The sequence below is a fragment of the Serratia proteamaculans genome (assembly GCF_004684015.1).
Lineage (GTDB): Bacteria > Pseudomonadota > Gammaproteobacteria > Enterobacterales > Enterobacteriaceae > Serratia > Serratia proteamaculans_F.
In genome coordinates, this window is sequence record NZ_SRIA01000004.1 from 77,323 (window position 1) to 94,275 (window position 16,953).

The window sequence follows — 16,953 nt, forward strand, 5'->3', positions numbered from 1 at the left end:
AAAAACAACAAGCAAATAAGGAAAAGATAGAATGGCTAAGGGGCAATCTTTGCAAGATCCGTTCCTGAACGCATTGCGTCGTGAACGTGTTCCGGTTTCTATTTATTTGGTGAATGGTATTAAGCTGCAAGGCCAGATTGAGTCTTTTGACCAGTTTGTCATCCTGTTGAAAAACACGGTGAGCCAGATGGTTTATAAGCACGCTATCTCTACCGTTGTCCCGTCACGCCCGGTATCGCACCATAGCAATACTCCGAGCGGCGGCACCAGTAACTATCACCATGGTAACAACCCGTCTGCGCCGCAACAGCCGCAGCAGGAAAGCGATGACGCTGAATAAAGCGCGTTGCGAGTCAACCATGACGGGGAGCATAAGCAGCCGTGGGCTGTTTATGTCCCCCAAACTCACGGGTTCCCGTTTGAGAGGTTGCACGCTTGTTTGACCGTTATGAAGCCGGTGAGCAGGCCGTCCTGGTTCATATCTATTTCTCGCAAGACAAAGATACAGAAGATCTCAGTGAGTTCGAATCCCTGGTGTCCTCTGCGGGTGTCGAAGCTTTGCAAGTGGTGACTGGTAGCCGCAAAGCCCCACATCCCAAGTACTTTGTCGGTGAAGGAAAGGCCGAAGAAATTGCAGATGCGGTAAAAGCCAGTGGCGCATCTGTTGTCCTGTTTGATCACTCCCTTTCTGCGGCGCAAGAGAGAAACCTTGAACGCCTGTGCGAATGCCGGGTGATCGATCGCACCGGGTTGATTCTAGACATCTTTGCCCAGCGTGCCCGTACCCATGAAGGTAAGCTGCAGGTAGAGCTGGCGCAGTTGCGTCATATCGCCACGCGTTTAGTTCGTGGCTGGACGCACCTTGAGCGCCAAAAAGGGGGGATTGGCCTGCGCGGGCCAGGGGAAACCCAGTTAGAGACCGACCGTCGTCTGTTACGCGATCGCATTAGTTTGATTCTACGCCGCCTGGAGCGGGTAGCTAAGCAGCGTGAACAGGGCCGACGTGCGCGTACCCGTGCTGAAGTGCCAACCGTATCGCTGGTGGGATACACCAACGCCGGTAAATCTACCCTGTTTAATCGAATAACGTCTGCCGATGTGTACGCGGCCGACCAGCTATTTGCCACCCTGGATCCTACCCTGCGGCGTATCGACGTGGCCGATGTGGGCGATACCGTGTTGGCGGATACCGTAGGCTTTATCCGGCACCTGCCGCACGATCTGGTGGCCGCCTTCAAGGCGACGCTGCAAGAAACGCGTCAGGCATCTTTGCTGTTACATGTAATCGACGCCGCGGATACCCGTGTCGATGAGAACATTGAAGCGGTAAATACCGTGCTGGCAGAGATTGAATCGGATGAGATCCCTACACTGTTAGTGATGAACAAAATAGATATGCTGGATGATTTTGTTCCGCGTATCGACCGCAACGATGAAAACTTACCGATCCGGGTGTGGCTGTCCGCCGCCAGCGGTGAAGGTATCCCGTTGCTGTATCAGGCGTTGACGGAGCGCTTATCGGGGGAAATCGCGCATTATGAGCTGCGCTTACCGCCAGAGGCAGGCCGTCTTCGTAGCCGTTTTTACCAACTTCAGGCAATTGAGAAAGAGTGGAACGAAGAAGACGGCAGCATTGGCGTGGTGGTTCGTATGCCCATCGTCGAATGGCGTCGCCTCTGCAAACAGGAACTGGATCTGATTAACTTTATAGTATGATCATATCCTGTTACATTTGAGCTTCGCGTAAGCCTGAAGTACCCAATCACAGAATATGGAGCTAAAACATGGCGTGGAATCAGCCCGGTAATAACGGACAGGACCGCGACCCGTGGGGGAGCAGCAATAACAATGGCGGCAACTCTGGCGGTAATAACAAAGGCGGTCGCGATCAAGGGCCACCTGATTTGGACGATATCTTCCGCAAGCTGAGCAAGAAACTGAGCGGCTTGGGTGGGGGCAAAGGCTCCAACAACAATAACGACGGCGGTACTGGCTCTTCGGGACCGGGTCTTAGCGGTCGTATTATCGGTATCGCTGCGGTTGCAGTGGTGGTGATTTGGGCCGCCAGCGGTTTCTACACCATCAAAGAAGCCGAGCGCGGTGTCGTGACTCGTTTCGGCAAGTTCAGCCACCTGGTGCAACCGGGTCTGAACTGGAAGCCGACCTTCATCGATGAAGTGCGTCCGGTCAACGTGGAGTCGGTGCGTGAACTGGCCGCTTCTGGCGTGATGCTGACCTCCGATGAGAACGTGGTGCGCGTAGAAATGAACGTGCAGTACCGCGTGACCAACCCGGAAGCCTATCTGTTCAGCGTGACCAACGCCGACGACAGCCTGAGCCAGGCTACTGACAGCGCCCTGCGTGGCGTTATCGGCAAGTACACCATGGACAAGATCCTGACCGAAGGCCGTACTATCGTGCGTAGCGATACCCAACGCGTACTGGAAGAGACTATTCGTCCGTACCACATGGGCATCACGCTGCTGGACGTCAACTTCCAGGCTGCTCGTCCGCCGGAAGAGGTGAAAGCCGCATTTGATGATGCGATTGCCGCACGTGAGAACGAGCAGCAGTACATCCGTGAGGCAGAAGCTTACGCCAACGAAGTGCAGCCACGTGCTAATGGCCAGGCACAGCGTCTGTTGGAAGATGCCAAAGCCTATAAAGACCGTACCGTCCTGGAAGCACAGGGTGAGGTTGCGGGCTTTGCCAAGCTGTTGCCGGAATACAAGTCTGCACCGCAAATCACCCGCGAGCGTCTGTATATCGAAACCATGGAAAAAGTCCTGAGCCACACTCGTAAGGTGTTGGTGAATGACAAAGGCAACAATCTTATGGTGTTACCGCTGGATCAAATGCTGCGTGGCCAAACCGGCGCGGCGGCTGAAGGCAATAAAGACACCAGCCTGATTCGTCTCAACCCCGCTCCGTCTGCCAACAGCGGCGCCAGCTCCAGCAGCCAGCGCACCAGCAACGGCTCGGTCATGGACCAGCGCCGGGCGAATGCGCAGCGTGACGACACCACTCGCGTAGGGAGAGAATAATCAATGCGTAAGTCTTTTATAGTAATTATCCTCGCGGTGCTGGTGGCTTTGTATGCCTCTTTGTTCGTGGTTCAGGAAGGTCAGCGCGGCATCGTGCTGCGTTTCGGCAAGGTACTGCGTGACAGCGACAACAAGCCGCTGGTTTATGCGCCGGGCCTGCACTTCAAGATCCCGTTCATTGAATCAGTGAAAACGCTGGATGCGCGTATCCAGACCATGGACAACCAGGCTGACCGCTTTGTTACCAGCGAGAAGAAAGACCTGATCGTCGATTCATACCTGAAATGGCGTATCAGCGATTTCAGCCGTTACTACCTGGCAACCGGCGGCGGTGATGTTTCACAGGCCGAAGTGTTGCTGAAACGTAAGTTCAGTGACCGTCTGCGTTCCGAAATTGGTCGTCTGGATGTTAAAGACATCGTGACCGACTCGCGCGGTAAACTGATGTCCGACGTGCGTGACGCGCTGAACACCGGTACTGTGGGTGATGACCAGGAAGTGGCGACCACCGAAGCCGATGACGCTATTGCTTCTGCAGCGGCGCGTGTTGAAAAGGAAACCACCGGCAAATTGCCGAAGGTTAACCCGAACAGCATGGCAGCGCTGGGTATCGAAGTGATCGACGTGCGTATCAAGCAGATCAACCTGCCGGCAGAAGTGTCTGATGCAATCTACCAGCGTATGCGCGCCGAGCGTGAAGCAGTGGCCCGTCGTCACCGTTCACAGGGTCAGGAAGAGGCTGAGAAGCTGCGCGCTACCGCAGACTACGAAGTGACTCGTACCCTGGCGGAAGCCGAACGTACAGCGCGTATCACTCGTGGTGAAGGTAATGCCGAAGCGGCCAAACTGTTTGCTAACGCATTCAGCCAGGATCCGGACTTCTACGCCTTTATCCGTAGCCTGCGTGCTTATGAAACCAGCTTCAGCAGCAATAACCAGGACGTGATGGTACTGAGCCCGGACAGCGATTTCTTCCGCTACATGAAGTCGCCTGATTCCGTACGCAAGTAACCACGATCGGTTAATGATAGAGGGCCCGTTTAAACGCGGGCCCTTTCTTTTTGGGAGTCACTGATGAATTCAACGATCTGGCTGGCGCTTGGGCTGGTTTTGGTGCTGGAAGGGTTGGGACCGATGCTGTTCCCGCAGGCCTGGCGCAAAATGATACTGGCGATGACCCAGTTTCCTGACGCGACACTGCGTCGATTTGGCGGTGGAGTAGTGGTTGCAGGCTGTGTGATCTACTACATGTTGCGTACGCACGCAGGGGTTTAAAGTTTAGCCTAAAAAATATGCAACCCTATGCTAAAAGTGCTGAAACTCACGAATTACGGTGGTAGAATCCATTTTTAAGCAACCGGTGATTTTTAAAATGGGTAAGAACGTCGTCGTACTGGGCACTCAATGGGGTGACGAAGGTAAGGGCAAGGTCGTAGACCTGCTGACCGAACGGGCTCAATATGTAGTGCGCTACCAAGGGGGCCATAACGCTGGCCACACTCTGGTTATTAACGGTGAAAAAACCGTCCTTCATTTGATTCCTTCAGGCATTCTGCGTGCAAACGTGACCAGCATCATCGGCAACGGTGTGGTTCTGGCTCCAGACGCATTGATGAAAGAAATGGGTGAACTCGAAGCGCGCGGCATCCCGGTACGCGAACGTCTGTTACTGTCCGAAGCCTGTCCGCTGATCCTGCCTTATCACGTTGCGCTGGATAACGCGCGCGAGAAAGCACGCGGCGCGAAAGCTATCGGTACTACCGGTCGCGGTATCGGCCCGGCTTACGAAGATAAAGTGGCTCGTCGCGGTCTGCGCGTTAGCGACTTGTTCAACAAAGAAACCTTCGCCGTTAAGCTGAAGGAAATCGTTGATTATCATAACTTCCAGTTGGTCAACTACTACAAAGTTGAAGCCGTTGATTACCAGGCAACTCTGGATTATGTGCTGTCTATCGCCGACATCCTGACTGCCATGGTTGTTGATGTGTCCGAACTGCTGGACGGCGCGCGCAAGCGTGGCGACCTGATCATGTTCGAAGGTGCACAGGGCACCCTGCTGGATATCGACCACGGTACCTATCCGTACGTGACCTCTTCAAATACCACTGCTGGCGGCGTTGCTACCGGTTCAGGTATTGGTCCGCGTTACGTGGATTACGTACTGGGCATCGTTAAAGCCTACTCTACCCGTGTGGGTGCAGGTCCGTTCCCAACTGAACTGTTCGACGAAACCGGTGAATTCCTGTGCAAGCAGGGTAACGAGTTCGGCGCCACTACCGGCCGTCGTCGTCGTACCGGCTGGCTGGACGCGGTAGCCGTTCGCCGTTCTGTACAGATCAACTCCCTGTCTGGCTTCTGCCTGACCAAGCTGGACGTGTTGGACGGCTTGAAAGAAGTGAAGATCTGCGTGGGTTACCGCATGCCTGACGGCCGCGAAATGACCACCACTCCGCTGGCGGCTGAAGGTTGGGAAGGTATCGAACCGATCTACGAAACCATGCCGGGCTGGAGCGACACCACTTTCGGCGTGAAAGAGCACAGCAAACTGCCACAGGCGGCGCTGAACTACATCAAGCGTATCGAAGAGCTGACTGGCGTGCCGGTAGATATTATCTCTACAGGTCCAGACCGTAGCGAAACCATGATCCTGCGCGACCCGTTCGACGCATAATCTGGCCTTGCTGCAATAGAACAAACCGGGCATTGTCCCGGTTTGTTTTTATCATTATTCTCCCCGGTTGCGGTTTCACTTCAAAAAATCCTTTCTTTAACCTGTCCAGAGTCCGAGATGCGCTAAATAATTAGCGGCGAACTCTCTGGCTGGTTTATTATCCAATAAGTAATCTTTTGAATAATGCCGAAAATCGGCGTATCAGACGGGTAAAATGATACCCAGAGGTAGATGTGCAGTTAACAAGTTTTACTGATTACGGCCTGCGGGCGTTGATCTACATGGCCTCGCTGCCACCGGACAAAATGACCAGTATCTCGGAAGTTACCGAGGTCTACGGCGTGTCCAGAAACCATATGGTAAAGATCATCAATCAGTTAAGCCGGGTTGGGTTTGTGACCGCCGTGCGCGGCAAGAACGGCGGCATCCGTTTAGGCAAACCGGCCGAAACCATTCGCCTCGGCGATGTAGTCAGGGCGCTAGAGCCGCTTTCACTGGTTAACTGCAACAGTAATTTCTGCCACATAACCCCTGCATGTCGCCTGAAACAGGTGCTCCAGCAGGGCGTACAGAATTTCCTTGAAGAGCTGGACAGCCACACCTTGGCCGATATGGTCGAAGACAATCCATCGCTCTACAAGCTATTGCTTGTCGAATAAAGCGTCGCTGAGAAGACAAGGCTCAGCGGCACCCTGCTGATGACAACGGAGGAACCGCAATGTCACAAGATCCATTCCTGGAACGAGAAGCAGAAAAATATGAATCCCCAATCCCGAGCCGTGAATTCATTCTGGCCCATCTGGCGAAAAGAGAAACGCCGGCCAGCCGCGAAGAGCTGGCCAAAGAGCTGAATTTAACCGGTGAAGAGCCGTTAGAAGCGTTGCGCCGCCGTCTGCGTGCGATGGAACGCGACGGGCAGTTAATATTTACCCGCCGCCAGTGCTATGCGCTGCCGGAACGTCTTGATCTGCTGCGCGGTACCGTTATCGGCCACCGTGATGGCTTTGGTTTCCTGCGTATTGAAGGCAGTAAAGACGACCTGTATCTGTCAGCCGAGCAGATGAAAATGGCAATCCACGGTGATGTGGTGCTGGCACAGGCAATGGCTGCAGACCGCAAGGGACGTCGTGAAGCGCGTATCGTCCGTGTGCTGGTACCGAAAACCAGCCAAATCGTCGGTCGCTTCTTTATGGATGCCGGTACCGGCTTTGTGGTGCCGGATGACAGCCGTCTTAGCTTCGATATCCTGATCCCGGCCGAAGCCGCCAGCGGCGCGCGCATGGGCTTTATGGTGGTGGTTGAGCTGACCCAGCGTCCGACCCGCCGTACCAAGGCGGTGGGCAAGATCGTTGAGATCCTCGGCGATAAAATGGGAACCAGCATGGCGGTGGATATCGCTCTGCGCACCCATGAGATCCCGCATGTCTGGCCACCACAGGTGGAAAAACAGGTTGCCGATCTCAGCGAACAGGTACCGGAAGCCGCCAAGAAAGGCCGTGTCGATCTGCGCCAGTTACCTTTGGTGACCATTGACGGCGAAGACGCACGCGATTTCGATGACGCGGTTTACTGTGAGAAAAAACGCGGCGGCGGTTGGCGCCTGTGGGTGGCCATTGCCGACGTCAGCTACTACGTGCGTCCGCGTACTGCGCTGGATGACGAAGCGCGCAACCGTGCTACCTCGGTGTACTTCCCTTCGGAGGTTATCCCGATGCTGCCGGAAGTGCTGTCCAACGGCCTGTGTTCGCTTAACCCGCAGGTCGACCGCCTGTGTATGGTGTGTGAGATGACCATCTCCGCCCAGGGGCGCCTGTCGACGGCCAAATTCTATGAAGCGGTAATGAGCTCTCACGCCCGCTTAACCTACAACAAAGTCTGGCACATCTTGCAGGGCGATCAGGAGCTGCGTGAGCATTATCACCCGCTGGTCAAGCACCTGGAAGAGCTGCACACCATGTACAAGGTGTTGGATCAGGCGCGCGCCGAACGTGGCGGTATTGCTTTCGAAACCGAAGAAGCCAAGTTTATCTTCAACGCCGAACGCCGTATTGAACGTGTTGAGCCAACGGTGCGTAACGACGCCCACAAACTGATCGAAGAGTGCATGATCATGGCGAACGTCGCCGCAGCACGCTTCGTTGAGAAGAATAACGAACCGGCGCTGTTCCGTGTGCATGACCGTCCAAGTGACGATCACATTACTGCCTTGCGCAGCGTGTTGAGCGAGCTGGGTCTGACGCTGGGCGGCGGTAACAAGCCGCAGCCGAAGGACTACGCCACCTTGATGGATGAAGTGTCCGAACGTCCTGACCATGAAATGCTGCAAACCATGCTGCTGCGTTCCATGAAGCAGGCGGTCTACGATCCGGAAAACCGGGGCCACTTTGGTCTGGCGCTGGCTTCTTATGGCCACTTCACCTCACCGATCCGTCGTTATCCGGATCTGGCGATGCACCGCGCGATCAAATATCAGTTGGCTAAAGAGCATGGCGAGCCGAAAGAGCGCTGGACGCCGACCGGTGGCTGGCACAGTGAGTTCGAAGAAATGCTGCAGCTGGGCGAGCACTGTTCGATGGCCGAACGCCGTGCTGATGAAGCGACGCGTAACGTTGCCGACTGGTTGAAATGCGACTTTATGCAGGATCACGTCGGGGAAGTATTCAGCGGTATTATTGCCAGCGTGACCGGCTTTGGTTTCTTCGTCCGCCTGAACGATCTGTTTATCGACGGCCTGGTGCACGTATCATCGCTGGATAATGACTATTATCGCTACGATAATATCGGCCAGCGTCTGATTGGCGAATCTTCCGGCGTGGTTTATCGCCTGGGCGATACGGTGGAAATTCGCGTTGAAGCGGTGCATATGGACGAGCGTAAAATTGACTTCGCTCTGGTTTCCAGCACTCGCAAGCCGCGTGGTGAAGGCAAAACTGAACGCGATCGCGCCAAGAATGGTGGCCAACGCACCCTGCGTGGTGGGGCTGGCGCAGGCCGCACTTCTGCGCCACGTAAACGTCGTGGTGGCAAAGCGCCCGCCAATTTTGAGCCTGACAGCGCCTTCCGTAAAGACGAAGCCAAACCCGCTGACAAGGTGAAGAAAGACAAAAAGGCGAAAGCCAAGAAAGTGTCCGACAAAACCCGGAAAATAGCGTCGGCGACCAAGGCCAAACGCGCCGGCAAGAAGAAAGGTGCTGAGCAGGCTTAAGCTGCCACACGTCATTATCACCGGCTGGCATATGCCAGCCGCACAGTTAAAAGAGCATCATGAGCGAAATTATTTACGGTATCCATGCCGTCAAGGCCCTGTTAGATAACGATCCGCAACGCTTCCTGGAAGTGTTTATCCTCAAAGGGCGTGACGATCGCCGCTTGCAGCCGCTGATCGCGGAGCTGGAAGCGACCGGGATTGTTATCCAGGTGGCTAACCGCCAGTGGCTGGATGAGAAAGTCGAGGGCGCGGTGCATCAGGGCATTATCGCCCGGGTGCGCGAAGGGCGTCAGTATCAGGAAAATGACTTGCCGAAGTTGCTGGAAAGCGTGGATACGCCGTTCCTGCTGGTATTGGATGGCGTGACCGACCCGCACAACCTCGGCGCTTGCCTTCGCAGTGCCGATGCGGCCGGTGTACACGCGGTGATCGTCCCGCGCGATCGCTCTGCCCAGTTGAATGCGACTGCCAAGAAAGTGGCCTGCGGCGCGGCGGAAAACGTTCCGTTGATTCGCGTCACCAACCTGGCGCGGACCCTGCGTTTGCTGCAGGAAATGAACGTCTGGGTCGTCGGCACGGCCGGTGAAGCCGATCACACTTTGTTCCAGAGCAAAATGACTGGCCCAATGGCGCTGGTGATGGGCGCAGAAGGCGAAGGTATGCGTCGTCTGACTCGTGAGCACTGTGATGAGCTGATCAGCATCCCAATGGCCGGGACGGTGTCTTCACTGAACGTTTCAGTCGCCACCGGCATTTGCCTGTTTGAAGCAGTACGTCAGCGCAGTTGATTTACCAACAAGGGCGCAGAATTTTGCGCTCTTGTTACTTTCTCAATTCCCACCCTGTGATCTCACCAGCGGCAGAAATCCCCCTGACGACCATACTTACTCCTGACGCTTTTATCAGGGAGCAAGCCGATGGTCTGGAATACACACACCGTTTTTAATCAGCCGAAGCCACTGGGGAACAGTAATTTGTTCCTGTCAGATACGCCGTTGCATGAGGCGATACAGCGCGAACAAGCCGGTTGGGATGTGGAAGTGCTGGCCTCGCTGGGCCAACAGTTGGGCACTCAGGAATCGCTGGAGCTGGGGCGATTGGCCAATGCCAACCCGCCGGAGCTGCTGCGTTATGATGCCACCGGCCAGCGGCTGGACGACGTCCGTTTCCATCCCGCCTGGCATATTTTAATGCAAGGCTTGATCGCCAACCGTGTGCATAACCTGCCGTGGCAGGAGGATGCCCGTATTGGTTCGTTCGTGGCGCGCGCCGCGCGTTTTGTACTGCATGCTCAGGTCGAAGCCGGCACCTTGTGCCCGGTGACCATGACCTTTGGCGCTATCCCACTGCTGCAACGTTCTCTGCCGGCAGAATTCCAATCCTGGTTAACGCCGCTGCTATCCGATCGTTACGATGCGCATGTGCTGCCTGGCGGACAAAAACGCGGCTTGCTGATTGGCATGGGCATGACCGAAAAGCAGGGTGGTTCCGACGTGTTGAGTAATACCACCACGGCAACCCCGCTGGCTGCCCGTGGCCCGGGGGAGGCATACCGACTGGTGGGGCATAAATGGTTCTTCTCGGTGCCGCAAAGCGATGCGCACCTGGTATTGGCACAGGCCGAAGGGGGGCTGTCGTGCTTTTTCCTGCCGCGCATTTTGCCGGATGGCACCCGTAATGCCATACGACTGGAGCGGCTGAAGGATAAGCTGGGCAATCGTTCCAACGCCAGCGGTGAGGTGGAGTTTCAGGACGCCAGCGCCTGGCTGGTGGGTGAGGAAGGGGATGGTGTGCGGCATATCCTGAAAATGGGCGGCCTGACGCGCTTTGACTGTGCGTTGGGCAGCCACGGATTGATGCGGCGTGGGCTATCGGTGGCGTTGTATCACGCTCTGCAACGGCAGGCATTCGGCAAATCCTTGATCGAACAACCTATGATGCGTCAGGTACTGGCGCGCATGGCGCTGCGGCTGGAGGGGCAGACTGCTGCCTTGATGCGCCTGGCACGTGCCTATGACAGCACGGGGACCGGGGCACCACTGGAGCAGGCGCTGTGTCGGGTAATCACTCCGGCGGCCAAGTTTGAAGTCTGCCGACAGGGCATTCCTTTTGTCGGCGAAGCGATGGAGGCGCTGGGCGGCATCGGCTACTGTGAAGAGAGTGAACTGCCGCGGCTGTACCGTGAAATGCCGGTGAACAGCATTTGGGAAGGTTCCGGCAATATCATGTGTCTGGACGTGATGCGGGCCTGGGGAAAGCTGCCGGTGGTACAGGAGGCCCTGGAGCTTGAATTTGGTGAGGTCAGGGGACAGAACCGTCACTTTGATCGCCAGTGGCGGCAGTTGCTCCAGTTGATGCGTAAACCCCAGGAGGAGCAGGGACGGGCAGTCACCGGTGCGTTATTCAATCTGTTCGCCGCGGCGCAGCTTCTGCGCTACAGTTCACCGCCGTTAGCGGAAGCCTGGTGCCAAATGATGCTCGATACCCGTGGTGAGCGAACATTACCAGACCGTCTGTGCGAGACGTTGTTTGCCCGAGCGATGGGAGGCTAGGGAAAACAGTGGCGCTACAGCGGGAAAAGCTTTTTAATTCAGCACTTGGCCCGTAAGGGATACTGACCTCTGACCAGGAAACATGACATGGATATTCTCAGCGCGTTGGCGGCATTCGCCTCTTATTTCTTCAGTGGCTTTGCCATGGTTCTGGTGTTCTTGTTTGTCTATACCCGCATTACGCCACATGACGAATGGGCGTTGATCAAGGCCGACAATCAGTCAGCCGCTTTTGGATTCGTCGGTGCCTGTCTGGGTTATGTGATCCCACTGGCCAGCGCAGCGATCAACTCGGTCAGCCTGCTGGACTACCTGCTATGGGGCGTGGTGGCGCTGGTGGTACAACTGTTGCTGTTTACGGCGGTGAAAATCTATATGCCGCGCATCAGCGACAAGATTGAGTCCAATCACGTCGCCGCCGGGATTTTCCTGGGGGGCGTGTCAATCAGCGGCGGCGTACTGAATGCGGCCTGCATGACCTACTAAAGATAGAGTATTGCAAAGGCGCGCCAGCCTGGCTGATGCGCCTGTTCTTCCATCCGCAGGATCCGGTAATAGCTCGCTCCATGCTCATCTGCCTTGCGGGCAATCAATTGTTCCACGTCTTGAGGTGAGCCGGGCAGGTTATTCAGGGTGATTTGTGCAATTTCGCTGAGGGGCGTAACGCGGTCTGCGGGGGCCAATTCAGCGGACTGGGCGCTGGTGCTGAGTAACCCCATCGAAAGCAGGAGGGCGGTGAGTGCGGCGGAGCGTTTCATGGCCTTCCCCTTGGTTGGATCCTGGACTCACGCCCGCAGGCTGCGGCGCGCTGACCGCCAGTGTGCAACAGCCAACTTCAGTCTGTGCAAAGCCAATGTAAATCTTATTAAAACTCCAGAGTTTACCGGTACAGGATCGCCTGCGAATACCACTGGCCGGGAACCACGGTTTCACTGTTCATCATGATCATGTAATAGCGTGCGCCGCTGGCGTTGGCTTTCTTCTGAATTTCCGCTTCCACATCCATCGGACTGCCGCGGACCAGGGCGCTGGTGGTGCCCATTTTCACCAGACTGCCGGTTTGCGCCCGGGTTACCTCTTGCGCCTGGCCAGTGGGTGCCGGCGGGGCTTTCGGCGTGGTAGTCATCATGCCACAGGCACTCAGTAGCGTGACCAGCGTCAGGGGCAGCAGCAGGTGGGAAAGTTTCATAGGGACCTCGACAGAGCGGATGGCATGATTTGAGTGTAACCCATTATAAATTGGAACAGATTGGACTAATGCTATTAAGCTCAAGTTTGCCATTATGTAAGGCAAACAGCGACGCGGAGAAAAACGGATGATTGAAATCTATGACGAGCGGGTAGGAGATACAGCGGTGATCCACGCGGTGCCTGCGGGGCAATATCACCAACCATTGCCGACGGTATTTTTCTACCATGGCTATACCTCGTCGAAAGAAGTGTACGCGTACTTTGCCTACGCATTAGCCCGGGCAGGGTTTCGTGTGGTACTCCCGGATGCCGATCTGCACGGCGAACGTTTTGATGGCAATGAAGCAAAACGGTTGGCCAGTTTTTGGGAGATCCTTCGAGGCAATATTGACGAGTTACCGGCGCTGAAGGCGCACTTTGAACAGCTCGGTCTGATTGCCGAGGGGCGCATTGGCGTGGGGGGGGCGTCAATGGGCGGCATGACGACGCTGGGTAGCTTTGCCCGTTATCCGTGGGTGAAAGCGGCGGCCAGCCTGATGGGGGCCGGTTATTACACCTCGCTGGCACAAACGCTGTTCCCGCCGCTGGATGAACAGGGAAATCCTTTGTCGAGCGAGGATTTTGATGCGCGCATTGCCATGCTGGCGGATTACGGCCTGGAGCAGCAGTTGGAGAAAATTGCCGATCGCCCGTTGCTGCTTTGGCACGGTGAGGCGGATGACCTGGTGCCGGCGGCGGAAAGTCTGCGGCTGGCGACCGAACTGCGCCAGAGTGGCTGGGACCGACAATTGACGTTGCTCACTGAGCCGGGAGTCAAGCACCGTATTACGCCGCAGGCGCTCAGTGCCACCGCTGATTTCTTCGCGAGAACGCTGTAAAAAAAGCCCCCTGCAGGCAGGGGGCTGATAGTGACTTTCGCAGTTTGATTTACTGTTTTAGGCGCGAGTTGCTTCCCTGGTACTGCATTTTCACTTAGCGATACAGTTCGGCGCTGACGTGGATGGTGCTGTTGTTCTCAGGCTCATGCAGGGCAATGATCCGATAGGCGGTGGCGCCGTGCTGATCGGCTATTTTGCTCACCTGGCTGGTGGCGTCATCCGGGGAGACCACATTCTGGTTCAGCGTGACGAAGCCAACGCTCTGACGTTGATCTGCCTGGTGTGAGGTGATTTCTGTCGCGGCCATGACGTTGGCAGAAAACAGTAATGCAATGGCGGTAGCGATGGTGATGTGTTTCATAAGTGCCTCTCTTAACTGTTTGCTTCAACGGCCTGACAGCGTGTGCCAGTGCAGCAAAAAGTTATTTATATGTATTGAATAACCTCAAATCTTTTTCGTCGCGCTGTCTGCGGCGGATAACTACAATTTTAGACCTTCCGGCAGGATTAAAAAGGCCGCCATTTTGATGGCCTCTTTCAAAAAAAATGAATGAAATTCATGCGGCAGTGATGATTTTATTGAGAGATTTTTTCAACTGATGGATTTGTGTACATAGGTTTTACTGACAGCAAATCGTGCTATTTACGCATCCGCTTCGCATTACCAATAATAAGCCCCCTTCGACCCTTGAGTTTTTCAGCCTGCGCAAGTATGATTACGCGTCATTTTTTCAGCCGCACACACATACACGTTCCTTGCTTCCATGGGCCGCGGTTGACCCTGACAGGAGGCTGAATAATCCGTAAGGAGCAATTCGATGCGTCATTACGAAATCGTTTTTATGGTCCACCCTGACCAAAGCGAACAGGTTCCGGGCATGATCGAGCGTTACAGTGCTACCATCACTAACGCTGCTGGTCAGATTCACCGTCTGGAAGACTGGGGCCGCCGTCAACTGGCTTACCCGATCAACAAACTGCACAAAGCCCACTACGTTCTGCTGAACGTTGAAGCTCCGCAGGAAGCGATCGATGAGCTGGAAACAAACTTCCGCTTCAACGACGCCGTTATCCGTAGCATGGTTATGCGCGTTAAGCACGCGGTAACTGAAGCATCTCCGATGGTTAAAGCGAAAGACGAACGTCGTGGCGATCGCCGCGAAGACTTCGCTAACGAAACCGCAGATGATGCTGATGCTGGGGATTCTGAAGAGTAATTTACCGTGACGGCTAATCGGCTGACGTTGTCTGGCACTGTGTGCAAGACGCCGACGCGTAAAGTGAGCCCGTCAGGTATTCCACATTGCCAGTTCGTGCTTGAGCACCGTTCAGTGCAAGTGGAAGCCGGTTTTACCCGGCAAGCCTGGTGTCGTATGCCGGTGATTATCAGCGGCAAGGCCCATCAGGCCATTACTCAAAGTATAACGGTCGGCACGCCTCTCACCGTTTCCGGTTTCATTAGCAGCCATCAAGGGCGCAATGGACTGAACAAAATGGTGTTGCATGCCGAGCAGATTGAATTGATAGATTCTGGAGACTAGCCTAATGGCACGTTATTTCCGTCGTCGCAAGTTCTGCCGTTTCACAGCGGAAGGCGTTGTTGAGATCGATTACAAAGATATCGCAACGTTGAAAAACTACATTACCGAAAGCGGTAAAATTGTCCCGAGCCGTATTACCGGTACTCGTGCAAAATACCAGCGTCAGCTGGCTCGCTGCATCAAGCGCGCTCGCTACCTGTCCCTGCTGCCATACACTGATCGTCATCAGTAATCGGCCGCCGTCTATTAACGACTTTAAGAGGATAAGGTAATGCAAGTTATTCTGCTTGATAAAGTAGCAAACCTGGGCAGCCTGGGTGATCAAGTTAACGTTAAAGCGGGCTACGCCCGTAACTTCCTGGTACCACAGGGCAAAGCTGTTCCTGCTACCAAGAAAAACGTAGAGTTCTTCGAAGTTCGCCGTGCAGAACTGGAAGCCAAACTGGCTGAAATTCTGACTGCTGCTGAAGCTCGCGCAACCAAGATCAACGAACTGGGTTCAGTCACCATCGCGTCTAAATCAGGCGACGAAGGTAAACTGTTCGGCTCTATCGGCACCCGCGACATCGCTGACGCAGTTACTGCGGCAGGCGTTGAAGTTGCCAAGAGCGAAGTTCGTCTGCCGAATGGCGTTCTGCGTACCACTGGTGAACACGAAGTTCAGTTCCAGGTACACAGCGACGTATTCGCACAGCTGAATGTAGTTGTGGTAGCAGAAGCTTAATCGCTACTGCTCGCCAAGTTAAAACGCCAGCCTCGTGCTGGCGTTTTGCTTTTCTGCGTCCGGTAAATCGCGTTACCCTGTTATCACCTTGAGTGAGGAGCAGCGGCAAATGGCAGAGATTAACTTACAGCGTGTGTATGACTTTACTGGCCCGGCGCCGGTGAACTGCTATCTGATTGATCGACTGTGGCCGCGAGGCGTCAGCAAGGAACGGCTGCAGGGCGTGCAGTGGCTAAAGCAGGTGGCGCCGGATAACGCACTGCGACAGTGGTTTCATCAGCACCTTGAGCAGTGGGAAGAGTTTGAAAGCCGCTATCGATGGCAACTGGCGGAAAATGATGCCTGGCAGCCGTTGGTGGCATTATTACGGCAAGGTCAGCCCCTGACCCTGCTTTATGGCAGTAAAGACACACAGCACAACCAGGGCGTCGTGCTGCGCGACTTTCTGTTGGCGCAGTTAGCGGATTAACGCTCGCGGCGATAGCTGCCGTCGGCCTGGCGGCGGAACAACACCTGCGTGTTATCAGCGGCGGTGACCGAGAGCGCGGTGATCACACCGTTAGTATCCCGTTCAATCCGCACTTCCTGGCCGGCTTTCATATTACTGAGCGGCTTGTCATTACCTTCCACCTGCGCCATGGCGAAGACTTCGTTCACCGGCAGGCTGTTGTCGCGAAACAGTTGCGCCAGCGTCTGGCCCGGCTGGATCTGAAAACGTTGCCAGTTGCCCGCCGGTTCAGCTTCGGCAGCGTGCTGTTGCTGGGAATCATTTTGCAGATCGGCCCGCAATGGCACGCTGTTATCCTGCTGGGTAACCGGGAACGGCTGCCCACTGTTCTGTGAAGAATAAGGCCATAGCAACGCCAGCAGCAGGATGATGCCGAAAATCAGGGTCCAGCGGCGGTGAAAATAGGGTAATGGCTCCATCCAATTGAAACCGTCCGGCAGGTGCCAGATCTTCAGCAGCAATGCTTTGATACTTTGCCCCTTAGCGTTTCCCGGTGGTTGTTCTGAATCCGGATCTTCTACCGCCTCTGGCGCGGAGCCTGGTTTCAGGCGCTGGCTGAAGTTCAGCCAGGTGCGCAGCAATGGCTGGTAGACACGGGTGGTTTTCCTTCTCCTGGGCGAGATTCTGCCCATGGTG

At 55.3% G+C, this 16,953-nt stretch carries 21 protein-coding genes; 17 read left to right on the forward strand and 4 right to left on the reverse strand.

Annotated features, from left to right (window positions below; translation table 11 throughout):
- The first annotated feature begins 31 nt into the window (after window positions 1-31).
- The 11 genes from hfq to E5C26_RS01935 all read left to right on the forward strand — a co-directional run bounded on the left by hfq (window position 32) and on the right by E5C26_RS01935 (window position 11,961).
- On the forward strand, window positions 32-340 hold the full coding sequence (hfq, locus tag E5C26_RS01885) for an RNA chaperone Hfq (protein WP_012004894.1): 309 nt from the start codon (window positions 32-34) through the stop codon (window positions 338-340).
- 95 nt (window positions 341-435) lie between these two features.
- On the forward strand, window positions 436-1,716 hold the full coding sequence (gene hflX, locus E5C26_RS01890; RefSeq protein WP_012004895.1) for a ribosome rescue GTPase HflX: 1,281 nt from the start codon (window positions 436-438) through the stop codon (window positions 1,714-1,716).
- Window positions 1,717-1,784: 68 nt separating this feature from the next.
- A complete protein-coding gene (hflK, locus tag E5C26_RS01895; protein ID WP_135314826.1) occupies window positions 1,785-3,044 on the forward strand; it encodes an FtsH protease activity modulator HflK in 1,260 nt (419 codons plus the stop codon).
- A 3-nt stretch (window positions 3,045-3,047) separates the two neighbouring features.
- A complete protein-coding gene (gene hflC, locus E5C26_RS01900; protein WP_135314827.1) occupies window positions 3,048-4,055 on the forward strand; it encodes a protease modulator HflC in 1,008 nt (335 codons plus the stop codon).
- Between the two features lie 63 nt (window positions 4,056-4,118).
- Window positions 4,119-4,319 carry a DUF2065 family protein gene (locus E5C26_RS01905; protein ID WP_135314828.1) on the forward strand — a complete coding sequence of 67 codons (201 nt, stop codon included), beginning with the start codon at window positions 4,119-4,121 and terminating at the stop codon, window positions 4,317-4,319.
- A 97-nt stretch (window positions 4,320-4,416) separates the two neighbouring features.
- Window positions 4,417-5,715, forward strand: a complete 1,299-nt coding sequence (locus E5C26_RS01910; RefSeq protein WP_135314829.1) for an adenylosuccinate synthase — start codon at window positions 4,417-4,419, stop codon at window positions 5,713-5,715.
- A 233-nt stretch (window positions 5,716-5,948) separates the two neighbouring features.
- Window positions 5,949-6,374, forward strand: coding sequence for a nitric oxide-sensing transcriptional repressor NsrR (nsrR, locus tag E5C26_RS01915; RefSeq protein ID WP_135314830.1), 426 nt, complete (start codon window positions 5,949-5,951; stop codon window positions 6,372-6,374).
- Between the two features lie 59 nt (window positions 6,375-6,433).
- Complete coding sequence (rnr, locus tag E5C26_RS01920; protein ID WP_135314831.1) at window positions 6,434-8,920, forward strand: ribonuclease R; 2,487 nt, start codon at window positions 6,434-6,436, stop codon at window positions 8,918-8,920.
- A 59-nt stretch (window positions 8,921-8,979) separates the two neighbouring features.
- A complete protein-coding gene (gene rlmB, locus E5C26_RS01925; protein WP_085119414.1) occupies window positions 8,980-9,711 on the forward strand; it encodes a 23S rRNA (guanosine(2251)-2'-O)-methyltransferase RlmB in 732 nt (243 codons plus the stop codon).
- A 129-nt stretch (window positions 9,712-9,840) separates the two neighbouring features.
- Window positions 9,841-11,475 carry an isovaleryl-CoA dehydrogenase gene (locus tag E5C26_RS01930; protein WP_135314832.1) on the forward strand — a complete coding sequence of 545 codons (1,635 nt, stop codon included), beginning with the start codon at window positions 9,841-9,843 and terminating at the stop codon, window positions 11,473-11,475.
- Between the two features lie 87 nt (window positions 11,476-11,562).
- Complete coding sequence (locus tag E5C26_RS01935; RefSeq protein ID WP_135314833.1) at window positions 11,563-11,961, forward strand: DUF350 domain-containing protein; 399 nt, start codon at window positions 11,563-11,565, stop codon at window positions 11,959-11,961.
- On the opposite strand, the gene E5C26_RS01940 is transcribed toward E5C26_RS01935, so the two are convergent.
- Entirely contained in the window at window positions 11,958-12,233 is a 276-nt protein-coding gene (locus E5C26_RS01940; protein WP_135314834.1) for a DUF1471 domain-containing protein, read from the reverse strand. The genes E5C26_RS01935 and E5C26_RS01940 overlap by 4 nt on opposite strands.
- A 122-nt stretch (window positions 12,234-12,355) precedes the next feature.
- Window positions 12,356-12,664 carry a biofilm peroxide resistance protein BsmA gene (gene bsmA / locus E5C26_RS01945; protein ID WP_135314835.1) on the reverse strand — a complete coding sequence of 103 codons (309 nt, stop codon included), beginning with the start codon at window positions 12,662-12,664 and terminating at the stop codon, window positions 12,356-12,358.
- Window positions 12,665-12,791: 127 nt separating this feature from the next.
- Between bsmA and yjfP the strand changes: the two genes are divergently transcribed.
- Window positions 12,792-13,544: an esterase gene (gene yjfP, locus E5C26_RS01950; protein WP_135314836.1), complete on the forward strand. Its 753-nt coding sequence runs from the start codon at window positions 12,792-12,794 to the stop codon at window positions 13,542-13,544.
- Between the two features lie 94 nt (window positions 13,545-13,638).
- Here the strand turns inward: yjfP and E5C26_RS01955 are convergent, their stop codons facing one another.
- Entirely contained in the window at window positions 13,639-13,905 is a 267-nt protein-coding gene (locus E5C26_RS01955) for a DUF1471 domain-containing protein (RefSeq protein ID WP_135314837.1), read from the reverse strand.
- 457 nt (window positions 13,906-14,362) lie between these two features.
- On the opposite strand from E5C26_RS01955, the gene rpsF reads away from it, so the two are divergent.
- The 5 genes from rpsF to E5C26_RS01980 all read left to right on the forward strand — a co-directional run bounded on the left by rpsF (window position 14,363) and on the right by E5C26_RS01980 (window position 16,278).
- Complete coding sequence (gene rpsF, locus E5C26_RS01960; RefSeq protein ID WP_006317459.1) at window positions 14,363-14,761, forward strand: 30S ribosomal protein S6; 399 nt, start codon at window positions 14,363-14,365, stop codon at window positions 14,759-14,761.
- Window positions 14,762-14,767: 6 nt separating this feature from the next.
- The gene (gene priB, locus E5C26_RS01965) at window positions 14,768-15,085 is read left to right on the forward strand and encodes a primosomal replication protein N (RefSeq protein WP_012004909.1); all 318 of its coding nucleotides are present in this window, start codon (window positions 14,768-14,770) and stop codon (window positions 15,083-15,085) included.
- 4 nt (window positions 15,086-15,089) lie between these two features.
- The gene (rpsR, locus tag E5C26_RS01970) at window positions 15,090-15,317 is read left to right on the forward strand and encodes a 30S ribosomal protein S18 (RefSeq protein WP_002210155.1); all 228 of its coding nucleotides are present in this window, start codon (window positions 15,090-15,092) and stop codon (window positions 15,315-15,317) included.
- Window positions 15,318-15,356: 39 nt separating this feature from the next.
- Window positions 15,357-15,809, forward strand: a complete 453-nt coding sequence (rplI, locus tag E5C26_RS01975; RefSeq protein WP_012004910.1) for a 50S ribosomal protein L9 — start codon at window positions 15,357-15,359, stop codon at window positions 15,807-15,809.
- Between the two features lie 109 nt (window positions 15,810-15,918).
- Entirely contained in the window at window positions 15,919-16,278 is a 360-nt protein-coding gene (locus E5C26_RS01980) for a DUF488 domain-containing protein (protein WP_135314838.1), read from the forward strand.
- Here the strand turns inward: E5C26_RS01980 and E5C26_RS01985 are convergent.
- Window positions 16,275-16,949, reverse strand: a complete 675-nt coding sequence (locus E5C26_RS01985) for an OapA family protein (RefSeq protein ID WP_135314839.1) — start codon at window positions 16,947-16,949, stop codon at window positions 16,275-16,277. The two genes, E5C26_RS01980 and E5C26_RS01985, sit on opposite strands and share 4 nt — an antisense overlap.
- Window positions 16,950-16,953 lie beyond the last annotated feature (4 nt).

Coding starts and splice junctions, on each gene's coding strand:
- hfq (WP_012004894.1), top strand. CDS start 32: ATGGCTAAGGGGCAATCTTTGCAAGATCCGTTCCTGAACGCATTGCGT.
- hflK (WP_135314826.1), top strand. CDS start 1,785: ATGGCGTGGAATCAGCCCGGTAATAACGGACAGGACCGCGACCCGTGG.
- hflC (WP_135314827.1), top strand. CDS start 3,048: ATGCGTAAGTCTTTTATAGTAATTATCCTCGCGGTGCTGGTGGCTTTG.
- E5C26_RS01905 (WP_135314828.1), top strand. CDS start 4,119: ATGAATTCAACGATCTGGCTGGCGCTTGGGCTGGTTTTGGTGCTGGAA.
- E5C26_RS01910 (WP_135314829.1), top strand. CDS start 4,417: ATGGGTAAGAACGTCGTCGTACTGGGCACTCAATGGGGTGACGAAGGT.
- rnr (WP_135314831.1), top strand. CDS start 6,434: ATGTCACAAGATCCATTCCTGGAACGAGAAGCAGAAAAATATGAATCC.
- rlmB (WP_085119414.1), top strand. CDS start 8,980: ATGAGCGAAATTATTTACGGTATCCATGCCGTCAAGGCCCTGTTAGAT.
- E5C26_RS01930 (WP_135314832.1), top strand. CDS start 9,841: ATGGTCTGGAATACACACACCGTTTTTAATCAGCCGAAGCCACTGGGG.
- E5C26_RS01935 (WP_135314833.1), top strand. CDS start 11,563: ATGGATATTCTCAGCGCGTTGGCGGCATTCGCCTCTTATTTCTTCAGT.
- E5C26_RS01940 (WP_135314834.1), bottom strand. CDS start 12,233: ATGAAACGCTCCGCCGCACTCACCGCCCTCCTGCTTTCGATGGGGTTA.
- bsmA (WP_135314835.1), bottom strand. CDS start 12,664: ATGAAACTTTCCCACCTGCTGCTGCCCCTGACGCTGGTCACGCTACTG.
- yjfP (WP_135314836.1), top strand. CDS start 12,792: ATGATTGAAATCTATGACGAGCGGGTAGGAGATACAGCGGTGATCCAC.
- E5C26_RS01955 (WP_135314837.1), bottom strand. CDS start 13,905: ATGAAACACATCACCATCGCTACCGCCATTGCATTACTGTTTTCTGCC.
- rpsF (WP_006317459.1), top strand. CDS start 14,363: ATGCGTCATTACGAAATCGTTTTTATGGTCCACCCTGACCAAAGCGAA.
- rpsR (WP_002210155.1), top strand. CDS start 15,090: ATGGCACGTTATTTCCGTCGTCGCAAGTTCTGCCGTTTCACAGCGGAA.
- rplI (WP_012004910.1), top strand. CDS start 15,357: ATGCAAGTTATTCTGCTTGATAAAGTAGCAAACCTGGGCAGCCTGGGT.
- E5C26_RS01980 (WP_135314838.1), top strand. CDS start 15,919: ATGGCAGAGATTAACTTACAGCGTGTGTATGACTTTACTGGCCCGGCG.
- E5C26_RS01985 (WP_135314839.1), bottom strand. CDS start 16,949: ATGGGCAGAATCTCGCCCAGGAGAAGGAAAACCACCCGTGTCTACCAG.